At 71.6% G+C, this 9977-nt stretch carries 10 protein-coding genes; 1 reads left to right on the top strand and 9 read right to left on the bottom strand.

Annotated features, from left to right (window positions below; genetic code table 11):
* From FK498_RS19905 to FK498_RS07330, 9 genes are all read right to left on the bottom strand, one after another.
* Nucleotides 1-171, bottom strand: coding sequence for a hypothetical protein (locus FK498_RS19905; RefSeq protein WP_237560869.1), 171 nt, complete (start codon nucleotides 169-171; stop codon nucleotides 1-3).
* 10 nt (nucleotides 172-181) lie between these two features.
* Entirely contained in the window at nucleotides 182-1516 is a 1335-nt protein-coding gene (gene tssK / locus FK498_RS07365) for a type VI secretion system baseplate subunit TssK (RefSeq protein WP_141853096.1), read from the bottom strand.
* Nucleotides 1517-1558: 42 nt separating this feature from the next.
* Entirely contained in the window at nucleotides 1559-2032 is a 474-nt protein-coding gene (gene tssJ, locus FK498_RS19235; protein WP_161988343.1) for a type VI secretion system lipoprotein TssJ, read from the bottom strand.
* Nucleotides 2033-2045: 13 nt separating this feature from the next.
* A complete protein-coding gene (tagH, locus tag FK498_RS07355) occupies nucleotides 2046-3389 on the bottom strand; it encodes a type VI secretion system-associated FHA domain protein TagH (protein ID WP_141853092.1) in 1344 nt (447 codons plus the stop codon).
* Between the two features lie 8 nt (nucleotides 3390-3397).
* A complete protein-coding gene (locus tag FK498_RS07350; RefSeq protein WP_141853090.1) occupies nucleotides 3398-3691 on the bottom strand; it encodes a PAAR domain-containing protein in 294 nt (97 codons plus the stop codon).
* Between the two features lie 10 nt (nucleotides 3692-3701).
* Nucleotides 3702-4310 (bottom strand): DUF6931 family protein, encoded by a 609-nt coding sequence (locus tag FK498_RS07345; RefSeq protein ID WP_141853088.1) that lies wholly within the window; start codon nucleotides 4308-4310, stop codon nucleotides 3702-3704.
* Between the two features lie 10 nt (nucleotides 4311-4320).
* Complete coding sequence (locus tag FK498_RS07340) at nucleotides 4321-6315, bottom strand: type VI secretion system Vgr family protein (RefSeq protein WP_141853086.1); 1995 nt, start codon at nucleotides 6313-6315, stop codon at nucleotides 4321-4323.
* 134 nt (nucleotides 6316-6449) lie between these two features.
* Nucleotides 6450-7109 carry a TrkA family potassium uptake protein gene (locus FK498_RS07335; protein WP_141853083.1) on the bottom strand — a complete coding sequence of 220 codons (660 nt, stop codon included), beginning with the start codon at nucleotides 7107-7109 and terminating at the stop codon, nucleotides 6450-6452.
* A 4-nt stretch (nucleotides 7110-7113) separates the two neighbouring features.
* Nucleotides 7114-8568, bottom strand: coding sequence for a TrkH family potassium uptake protein (locus FK498_RS07330; RefSeq protein WP_141853081.1), 1455 nt, complete (start codon nucleotides 8566-8568; stop codon nucleotides 7114-7116).
* A gap of 249 nt (nucleotides 8569-8817) precedes the next feature.
* Here FK498_RS07330 and FK498_RS07325 point away from each other — a divergent pair, with 249 nt between their 5' ends.
* Nucleotides 8818-9972 carry a TAXI family TRAP transporter solute-binding subunit gene (locus FK498_RS07325; RefSeq protein ID WP_141853080.1) on the top strand — a complete coding sequence of 385 codons (1155 nt, stop codon included), beginning with the start codon at nucleotides 8818-8820 and terminating at the stop codon, nucleotides 9970-9972.
* The last annotated feature ends 5 nt before the right edge of the window (nucleotides 9973-9977 follow it).

The following is a 9977-nucleotide window of genomic DNA, read 5'->3' as shown; positions in this document are numbered from 1 at the left end:
CTACGTGCTCTGCGCCACGCTGGACGACGTCGTGCTGAACACGCCCTGGGGCAGCCAGAGCCCGTGGGCGGCCGCCTGGCGCTGCTCGACGGGGGCGCGCCCGCCGGGCGCGGGGCGGATCACCGTCCGGTCGTCGTCGCCTGGTTCGGCGAAGGGGTTGTCCTGTGCCATCTGGCGCTCCTCAGCCCCGGATCGCCCAGAGCTCGAGCTTCAGGTTGGGATAGTCGCCCGAGACGTGGATCGCGAAGCCGCCCGAGGTCTGCATCTGCTGCCAGTGCGGGCTGCCGCGATCGAGCTCGAAATAGACCGCGCCGGCGTAGAACGGGATCTGCCGCGGCGCGACGGGCAGCGCACGCACGGCGATGCCGGGCAGGGCGACATTGACGAGCTCGCGGATCTGCTCGACCGCGCCGATCTTCACCGTGTTGGGGAAGACGCGGCGGAGCTGCTCGGTCGGCATGTCGGCCTGCACCGAAAGCACGAACTGCGACGCCTTGAGAATATTCCGATCAACGATCGGCCCGACCCGCACGCCGAAGCGCCGCTCCTGCAGGGGGATCGCCACCGCGGTGGTCTCCACCACCGCCGAGAGGCTCTTGCGCAGATCGGCGATCACGGGGGCGAAGCTGCGCTGGAGGTCCTCGTGCCGGTAGGCCGGATAGGCGTGCGGGCGGCGGGAGGCCTCGGTGAAGGTCGCGAGTTCGCCGGCAAGCGAGACGAGCGTGCGGTAGAGCGTCTCGGGGTGTACCGCACCTGCGGCCGACCAGTGCGCGAGCAGCGGCTCGACCCGGTTGATCGTCTGCAGCAGCAGGAAGTCGGTGATCTCGGCAACCCCGCGCGCCCCGGGCTGGCCGAGCCGTGCCGCGATCGCCTCGGCGCGCTGGCGCAGCATGCCGGTGAGCTCGTTGATGAAGCCCATCAGCGCCGGTGCGGCGCTGCACACCAGCGCCGGCGGGATCCAGCGCTCGTCGAGCACGATCTTGCGGTCGGGCAGCACCTCGAGGATGCGCGCCACCGGCAGGCCGACGAAGCCGCCGCGGTCCTGCGTCTCCAGAAGGTAGCTCAGCCTGAGCCGCCCGACCTGGAGCTCGGCCGCGGAGGCCGAGGCCGAATGGGTGTCGAAGGCCTCGTAGGAGGCGGGGGCGAAGCGGGTGGCCTTCGCCTCGGGACCGTCCGCGGCGATCTCGATCGCGCCGGCCTGGCGCGTCGGCGCGGCGAGATAGACGAGGCAGTTGCGCACGGTCTCGCCCGGCTCCAGCGGCGGCGGATGGTCGGCCTCGTCGGGGATGGCGAAGGGCGTGCCGTCCTCCAGCACGCCCGAGGCGGCGGCGAGCGCGAAGCGGCCGGTGCCGAGCAGGTCGCGGTCGATGGCGAGCGTCGCGATCCCCCAGGGGAAGGGCACCAGCGAGGCGGTCGCCGCGCGCACCAGCGCCTCGACGAAGCGGTCCTGCTGCTGGAAGTGCTGCGCGCGCAGGAACATGCCTTCGCGCCAGACCACCTTGTTCTGCCAGAACATTCCGTCCCTTCCACCTGCGCAGGCGCAGGCTACATCGGTTCCCTATGCCGGGTTAAGCGCGCTCTCCAGCCGATCGGCGGTCAGGCGCAGCCTCGTCACGCCGGTTGAGGCCACCGGGGCGATCGACTTCCACTGCGCCCGGTCGATGTCGCGGAACAGCACCGCGGCACCGAGGAAACGCGTGCGGCCGTCCGCCTCGCGCGTGATCTGGCGCGTCTGGCCCGGCTCGAAGACGATCTGCTCGGAGGCGATCAGCTCCGCGCCCAGGGTTGCCGCCTCGCGCTCGATCAGTGCGAACACGTCCGCCGCCTGGAACCTGCCCGCCGCCGTCAGCAGGTAGAGCTTCACCGCCACGGGCAGCGGCCGGCCGTCCACGCCCGGATTGACGTTGGGCCCGATCTGCACCGTCAGGTCCACCACCGGCGGCGGCGGCTGGCCGGCCGCCGCGACCAGCGCGGCGCCGAGCGAGGCGAGAACGAGGCGCCGTCCCGGCGCGGCTTCGCGGCGTGCTGTCACCCTGTCTCCTCCCCTAGCGCTTGCCCGAGGCGGCCTCGTAGGCCTTGGCGAAGGCGCGCGCGAAGACGCCGTCGGAACTGTCGTCGAGATCGGCGAGGGCGGCGGCGAAGCGCTGCTCGAAGATCTCGAAGGCGCGCGCGCGCTTCTGCGCCGGCAGCAGCGAGAGCCCGCCGCCCTGTTCGGCCTCGCTGCGGATCGCCGCCGGGTCGAGCCGGGCGAGCAGCGCGCGCACCGCCGCCTGCATCGCCTCCATGGTGGCGAGCTCGTGCCGCTTGATGTCGTCGAGCGCATCCTTCACGGCCGCGTCCGGCGCCATGAAGGCACGGCTGCGGCCGAGCATCGCCACCAGAGCGTCCTCGGCCGTGGGGCTGAACTTCAGCGGGTTGTTGCCGCGCGCGGCGATGATGGTCTGCTCGATCCGGAACTCGCTCTTGATGGTCGCGCGCGTGATCAGGACCTCGCGCAGCCCCTCGACGAAGGCGCGGAAGGCAGCGCCGAGCCCCTTCATCAGCGTCGCCGGATCGGGCCCGCCGGGCTCGATCCCGGCCAGCCCCATGCCCTCGAGGAAGGCCTCGAGCAGCGCCGCATCGCCGGCTGCGGCGGGCGGTGTCGGCCCGGCGGCACGGACGGGCGAGGCAACAGGGGCGGGCGGCGGGAGCGGTGCCGCCTCGCGCGGCGGCTCGGCCGGCGGCTGGGCCGGAGGCGGCGGCGGGGCGTCGAGATCCCACTCGTCGGGGATCTTGCCGCCCGGCGCCGCGGTCGGCGTGGATGGCAGCGGGCCGAGATCCCAGTCGTCCGGGAGGGGCGCCGGCGTCACCTTGGGGGGCGCGAAGTAGTCCGAGCCCGCCGGCATGTGATCGGGCCGGCTGCCGCCATGCCAGGGATCCTCCTGCGGCGGTTCCGGCTCCAGGCTGAAGTCGTCCGGGATCAGCGGCCCACCGAGCGGCACCGGTCCGGGCCCGGCCGGGGGTTCGGTCGTGAAGGCGGCGAACGGATCGTCGGCGGGGGCGGCCTGGGGCGGGAACATCGCCCCGCGGGCCGGCGCGGCGATGCGCACCTCGATCTCGTACTCGCCGAGGGTCAGCCGGTCGCCGTCGTTCAGCGCCACCTCGTTGCCCTTGCCGATCGGGGCAGCGGCCCGATTGACGAAGGTACCGTTGGTGGAGAGGTCGGTCACATGCCAGGCGCCGCCGTGGAACGACACGGCGCAATGGCGCCGCGACAGGTGCTGGTCGGGATCCACCAGTTTCCAGGTGCAGTCCTCGCCGCGGCCGAGCACCACCTCGCCGCCGCCGAAGCTGCGGGTCTCCGGCACCGCCGCATCGGGGCAGCGCACGATCGAGAGCACGAGGTCCATCGGTGAGCTCACCCGCCGATCAGCACGGTCGGCGCGCCGGGCCCGACGATCAGCCCGCCATGGGCGCACTGGCTGGTCAGCCGGGCCGCCGGCAGGCTCATGATCAGCACCGTGGCACTGCCCATGGCGATCACGTCCGGCGGGCCGACGCAGGCGCACAGGTCGGTGGCGCGCGCCGCCGGCAGGTTCATGATCAGCACGGTCGGCGCGCCGGGCGGCAGGATCGGCCCGCCGACATGGGGCACCACGCCCGTGACCATCGGGCAGACATGCATGTCGCTGACCCTGGCGGCGGGAAGCATGGCGCCCGGCTCAGAAGATCGGCGCGATCCGCCCCGCACCGCCTGCGGCGATGTCGAAGGCGCTGGCGAGGAAGGCGCGCAGCGTCGCCTCGGCCCGTTCGGGATGCTTGCGCACCGCCGCGAGCGCGACCGCGCCGGCGACCGCGAGCCCGGTCAGGTGGTCGCCCGGCGGCACGACCGGTTGACCCGGGGGCGCCATCGAGCCGCCCGACCAGAACGCGCCGATCGCGGCCCAGGACTCCGGGGTGCGGAACCCGGCCGCCTCGGCCTTGGCCATGGCCTGGCGCCGGTTCGCCTCCTCGGGCTTGCGCACCCAGGCCTCGGCGGCGACGAGCGCCTCGGCATCCGCCGGCGGCGGTGCGGTCTCGGTCGCGCGCGCACACATGCAGGCCCACCACACCGCCTCGCGCTTGGGCAGGGCATGTGCGACCAGCCGGGCGGCGTCGTTCACCATCCCCGCCTCCGCCAGCGCGACCACCGCCGCGGGCACGTCCGCGCAGCCGGCGGCGATCTTCGCCGCATCGGGGGTCAGTTCCGCACGCTCGAGCACGGTCTTCAGCTCCGCCGCCGAGAGCTTCACCGGCGGACGCTGCGGCGAGGCGGTCTCCTTGGTGGTCATCGCCTCCCTTTCAGTTGATCATCACGATGCCGCCCTTGACCATCAGCATGGCGTCACCGCCAAGCTTGGTCATGAGGCCCTTCGCCTCGAGCATGACGGTGCCCTCGATCTTCACCATCATGCCTTTGATCGTGACACCCGTCTGGTCGATCTTCACGCTCGAACCGCCAACCTTCAGAGTGATCTCCTGCATCGCCTCGACGGTGGTCTTGCCGAGCGAGGTCTTCAGGTCGTAGTTGCCCATCGCGACCTTGGTGGTCATGTTCCCCATGTCCACCTTGGTGTCGTAGTTGCCCATCTTGACCTGGACCGTGCGGTTGCCCTGGTCGATCGTCACCGTGTGGTTGCCCTGGGTGACCTTGAAGTCGTAATTGCCCTTGGTGACGTGGTCCTGCTTGCCGTCGACCTTGAAGCTGCGGTCGGCCTTCACGTGCACGGTCTCGTTGTTCTTGACGAGCCGCTCGTAGTCCTTCTGCGCCTGGAAGTAGACCTTCTCCGACCCGGCCTTGTCGTCGAACCAGAGCGCGTTGAAGTCGGAGGTGGCGCCGCCGGTCGAGGAGCGGGTGATGATGCCGGTCTTGGTCTTCTCGCCGGGCAAGGAGATCGGCACGGTCTTCTGGCCGTTGTGCAGCGCCCCGATCACCACGGGATGGTCGGGGTCGCCGTCGAGGAAGCCGACCAGAACCTCGGTGCCGACGCGCGGGAAGTGGAACATCCCCCAGCCCTCGCCGGCCCAGGCCTGCGAGAGCCGGCACCAGCAGGACGAGTTCTCGTTCTTCCCGCCCAGCCTGTCCCAGTGGAACTGCACCTTCACCCGGCCGAACTCGTCGACATGGATCTCCTCGCCCTCGGGCCCCACCACCACGGCCGACATCAGCCCGGGCATCGCCGGCGGCTTCGAGCGCAGCGCCGGCCGATAGGTCAGGTCCGCCGGGAAGGCCATCACCGAACAGGAGTAGGAGGGAACCGCGCGGGCATTCAGGTGGCTCTCGTCCACCGCCTGGTGGGCCTGGCTCTCGACCACCAGCTTGCGGTCGGCCGCGGCATCGTCGGCATAGGAGCCGATCGTGACGCGGTGGCCCGGAGCCAGCCAAGCCGCGCCCGAGGAGAAGGAGACGCGCGTGGACTGCGCCTCGATCGCCTCGATCATGCGCTGCTTCACCGGATCGCCATCGGTCGCGGCGGCCGCGCTGGAACCGCGCGCGGTGGTGGCGAACCGGCCCGGCCAGACGAACACCTCGAACTTGTCGGCGAGCGGCCGGCCGAGCACGGAGTTCGCCTCGGCCGTCAGGACGTTCTGCGACGCGCGGAACTCGTACTCCGCGGTCGCGACCTTGCCCGGCACCCAGACCTCCTCGACCGTGGTGCCGCCATGCGTGTCCACCCCGTCATGGGCCAGCGCCGAGACGAGCTTCGCCCCTTCCGCCTCCGGAAAGGCGGAATTGCTGTCGCCGATGACCAGCGTGTGGCCGTCCTCGGCATGGGTGAAGTACCAGAACAGCCCGTCCTCCTCCATCAGGCGGCAGGCGAAGTCGTAGTCCGATTCGTTGTACTGGATGACGAACTCGCGCTGCGGCGGTTCGCGCTGCAGGGCGAAGTCGAAGTCGGTGAAGCCGGCATCGCCGAACAGCGTCTCGAGGATCTGCTTGCTGGTCCTGTTCTGCCATACCCGGCAGTCGGTGGTGTGGGAGAGGAACCAGAACCACGGCACGATCTCGGCCACGTAGTGCGTGTAGTCGCGCGTCTTGGCCTCGCCCGGGCCGAAGCGCACGACGTAGCCGTTGATGTAGCGCGGCGGCTTGTCCTTCAGCGCGATCTTGCAGGTCACCTGCTTGCCGAGGATGTCGTTGGCGGCGATCGCGCCCTCGCTCGACACCAGATCGAGCCGAAAACGGAACAGCCGGCCGATCCCCTCCTCGCCGGAGAGGCCCTGCAGGATCAGCGCGTCCGCACCGAGCGGCGTCGCGATCCTGAGCAGCCGGTTCTCCTGACTCAGCAGGGCCATCGTCTGCGGTGCATGCGGTCCATCGCCGAAACTATAGCCGCTCCTCGCCGCGCGGTCACGTCAGCGCGTCGGGGCAGGCGCTCGCATGGTCCCGCCGGCACCGTGCCGACGGTACGACCGCGTGCGTCCCCCTCTCATCGCCGGCGCTTCGTCCTGGCGCGCTTCTCGAGCATGTCGTCGTAACGGTCCGCCGGCAGAATCAGCAGCACCCGGTCGCCCGCATGCACCTGGTCGGTCTCGGAGGGTAGCACGAACCCGTCGCCGCGGAAGATCGCGAGCGGCTTGACCCCGCGCGGCAGGTCCTTGAGGCACTCGCCCTCGGCGTCCTCCATGGTGGCGATGAAGGTGAACAGGCGGAAACCGGCCGGGATCATCTGCTCGCCGCCCGCGCCGCGGCCGCCCTCCACCCGGTCGGCGATCGCCTGGGCCATGGTCCGGTCCGGCACCAGGAGCTCGGTCAGCCCGACCTCGATCGCGACGTTCTCGAGTTCCGGGTCCGACACCTTCGGCAGCACGCGCTGGAACCCGACCGACCGGCCGACCAGGGCGGCGAGGATGTTGTCCTGGTCGCCGCTCGTCAACGCGAGCAGCGCCTCGCACTCCTCGGGCGAGGTCTCCTTCAGGATGGAGGGCCGGATGCCGTCGCCGGCGACGAAGGCGGCGTCCAGCCGTTCGCCCAGCTCCTCGATGCGCGCCCGGTCGCGCTCCACCATCACCACCTCGTGGCCGCGCTGGATCAGGGCATCCGCGGTCGCCGCCGCCAGGTTCGACGCGCCCACGATCACCACCCGCATCGCCCTATCTCCCCTCGTCCTGCCGCCGGCCGACCCAGGTGCGCGGATAGAGCACCACGAGCATCGCGACGATCTCCAGCCGGCCGACCAGCATCGCCACAGTGAGCACCAGCTTCAACGGCCAGGCGAGCGCATGCGAGGCGACGCCCACCGAGGCGCCGCAGATCGAGAGCGCCGAGGCGCAGTCGAACAGCGCATCGACCGGCTCGATCCCCGCGCCGAGGAAGATGGCCCAGCAGAGCAGCAGCACGATCACGAACAGCGTCACCACGGTCGCGGTGCCGCGGATGAGATCCGCCTCGCCGGAAGGCGTCGGGATCACGGCGTGCGGTGCGAGCGCCGTGCGCGCGATCGCATTGCGCGCGAGGCGCAGCATGGCGATCAGGCGGAACATCTTGATCCCGCCGGCGGCGGAGGCGGTGTCGCCGCCCAGCATCATCTGCACGGTCATCACCAGCTTCGAGACCGGATCGAGCGGGTGGAGATCGAGTGTCGCGAACCCGGTCGTCGCCTGACTCGAGAGCGACATCAGCACGGCATCCCATGCCGCCTCCCGCGGCGGCAGCCCGGAGAGCTGGCTCATCGTCGCGAACAGCACGATGCTGCCGGCGAGGCACAGGGTCGCGAAGGTATGCAGTTCCCGCGCCCCCAGCACGGCCCGCCACTTGCCCTTGCGCAGTTGCGGCCAGATCAGGAACGAGATCGCCCCCAGCACGCCGCCCGCCATGCCGACCGCCTGCACCGGCCGGCCACCGATCCCGGCGATGCTCTGGTCGTCGGCCGCGAACCCGCCGCCGCACACCGCCGTCAGCGCGTGCAGCAGCGCATTCCACGGATCGAGCCGGACCGCGAGGAACGCCGCGAAGGTGACCAGGGTGAGGGCGCCATAGACGATCGCCATGGTGCGCATCCAGGCGCGCGCGCCCAGCATCACCTCCTCCGCGGTGAGCTGGTAGGCGAGCCACCGCCCCGCCACCGCGCCGCGCTCGAGCGTCAGGAACAGCGCCAGGAGCACGATCATCAGCCCGCCCGACCACTGGCCCCAGGCGCGCGCGAACAGGAACGACCAGGGCTTGTTCTCGACGCTGTCGAGCGTCGAGAGCCCCGTCGTGGTGACGGCCGAGACCGCCTCGAACAGCGCATCCACGAAGGCGATCCCCTCCGCCCACCAGGGCAGCGCGAGCGCTGCCGAGGCGAGCGCGAAGGCGATCACCGACAGCACCATCGCCTCGTTGGTCTGCGGCACCGGCGCCGGCCTGCCGCGCGACAGCGCCGCCCAGAGGCCGACCAGCGTGGCGAGCACCGCCGCATGGGCGGCCGCCCCCTCCCATTCCCGGTCGGCGAGCGTCAGCACGACCAGAGGCGCGTTGATGCCGGTCAGCAGCAGCGCCGCGCGTCCGGTCAGCCGCGCGAGCACACGCGGGCGGACGGCGAATGACAGCGTCGCGGTCGAGACCATGGGTCAGCGCAGGCCGCTGCGGCGGCGGATCGGTGGCCACGGCAGGCCCTGCGGGCAAGGCGCGGCGGACGGGAGCGGAGTCGGGTCGGACACGAGGAGGGGCAGGTCTCGCGTGGCGGCGGGAGGGCGGGAACCCGAGACTAGCACCTTGCCGGCGCGCACGCCTCCGATTGACGCAGCGGCACGGAGTGTGCCCGATTCGTTTGGAACCGGGCGATGGACCGCCCCAAACGGACACGGGAGGATCGGATGCCGACACGTCGCCGCATGATCGCGCTCGCGGGCGGGATCGGGGCCATCGCGCTGGCGCGCCCCGCGATCGTCCAGGCCGGCGCCCTCCCCGGCCTGCCGGCCACGATGGTCTGGTCGGTCTACGATGTCGGCTCCACCGGTTATGTGGAGGCCTCGGCGATCGCCGATGCGCTGGGCCGCGCCTACGGCGCGCGCGTCCGCCTGCAGCCCTCCGGCACCTCGATCGGGCGCATCCTGCCGGTGAAGCAGAAGCGCGCGAGCCACGGCTGGCTCGCCAACGAACTCTACTTCGCGGTCGAGGGCCTGCACGAGTATGCCGCCCTCGACTGGGGCCCGCAGGACTTCCGCACCCTGCTCGGGCGCAAGAACGCCTTCTCGGTGGTGGCGACCAGGGAGAGCGGCATCACGAGGCCCGCGGATCTCAAGGGCAAGCGCATGGCCTTCGTGCCTGCGAATTCCTCGGTCAACATCAAGATCGAGCCGATCCTCGCCTTCGCCGGCCTGACCTGGAGCGACGTCGAGCTGGTGCAGTTCCCCTCCTACGGGGCGAGCCTGCGCGCCCTGATCGAGGGCCGGGCCGACTGCGCGGGCGCGGCGCCCGCGGCCGCCGCGCTGCGCGAACTCGAGGCGAGCCCGCGCGGCATCGCCTGGGTCGAGCTCGATCCCGCGAACGCCGAGGGCTGGAAGGCCGCGCAGCGCGCCGTGCCCTTCGTCGAGCCGTTCCGGGAGACGATCGGCGCCGGGCTGTCGGCGGAGAAGCCCGCCTGGGTGATGGGCTACCGCTACCCGATGATCACCGTGCCCGCGGAGACCTCCGCCGACGAGACCTACGCCGTGACGAAGGCGATCGCCGAGAGCTTCGACCTCTACAAGGACGCCAACCCGATCATGCCGCGCTGGTCGGTGGCCGAGGCCGGCACGCCGCCCATGGACGCGGCCTTCCACGAGGGCGCGATCCGCTACCTGCGCGAGCGGGGCCAATGGAGCGCCGCGCATCAGGCCTGGCAGGAGGGCATGCTGAAGCGCCACGGGGCGCTGCAGGCGGCCTGGCAGCGCTTCGCGCCCGAGGCGCGGTCGCGCGGCCTCGAGGGCGAGACGCTGGGCAAGGCATGGGGCGAGCGGCGTGCCGCCGCACTCGCCGCGCTGAGCTGAGCGCC

This window comes from Elioraea sp. Yellowstone, assembly GCF_006704265.1.
In the GTDB taxonomy this organism is placed as follows: Bacteria; Pseudomonadota; Alphaproteobacteria; order Acetobacterales; family Acetobacteraceae; genus Elioraea.
The sequence above is the reverse complement of the archived record's forward strand: the minus strand, read 5'-3'. Positions and strand labels throughout refer to the sequence as shown.

Excerpts from the sequence above, each read along its gene's own strand:
- FK498_RS19905 (WP_237560869.1), bottom strand. The coding sequence starts at position 171 with ATGGCACAGGACAACCCCTTCGCCGAACCAGGCGACGACGACCGGACG.
- tssK (WP_141853096.1), bottom strand. The coding sequence starts at position 1,516 with ATGTTCTGGCAGAACAAGGTGGTCTGGCGCGAAGGCATGTTCCTGCGC.
- tagH (WP_141853092.1), bottom strand. The coding sequence starts at position 3,389 with ATGGACCTCGTGCTCTCGATCGTGCGCTGCCCCGATGCGGCGGTGCCG.
- FK498_RS07350 (WP_141853090.1), bottom strand. The coding sequence starts at position 3,691 with ATGCTTCCCGCCGCCAGGGTCAGCGACATGCATGTCTGCCCGATGGTC.
- FK498_RS07345 (WP_141853088.1), bottom strand. The coding sequence starts at position 4,310 with ATGACCACCAAGGAGACCGCCTCGCCGCAGCGTCCGCCGGTGAAGCTC.
- FK498_RS07340 (WP_141853086.1), bottom strand. The coding sequence starts at position 6,315 with ATGGCCCTGCTGAGTCAGGAGAACCGGCTGCTCAGGATCGCGACGCCG.
- FK498_RS07335 (WP_141853083.1), bottom strand. The coding sequence starts at position 7,109 with ATGCGGGTGGTGATCGTGGGCGCGTCGAACCTGGCGGCGGCGACCGCG.
- FK498_RS07330 (WP_141853081.1), bottom strand. The coding sequence starts at position 8,568 with ATGGTCTCGACCGCGACGCTGTCATTCGCCGTCCGCCCGCGTGTGCTC.
- FK498_RS07325 (WP_141853080.1), top strand. The coding sequence starts at position 8,818 with ATGCCGACACGTCGCCGCATGATCGCGCTCGCGGGCGGGATCGGGGCC.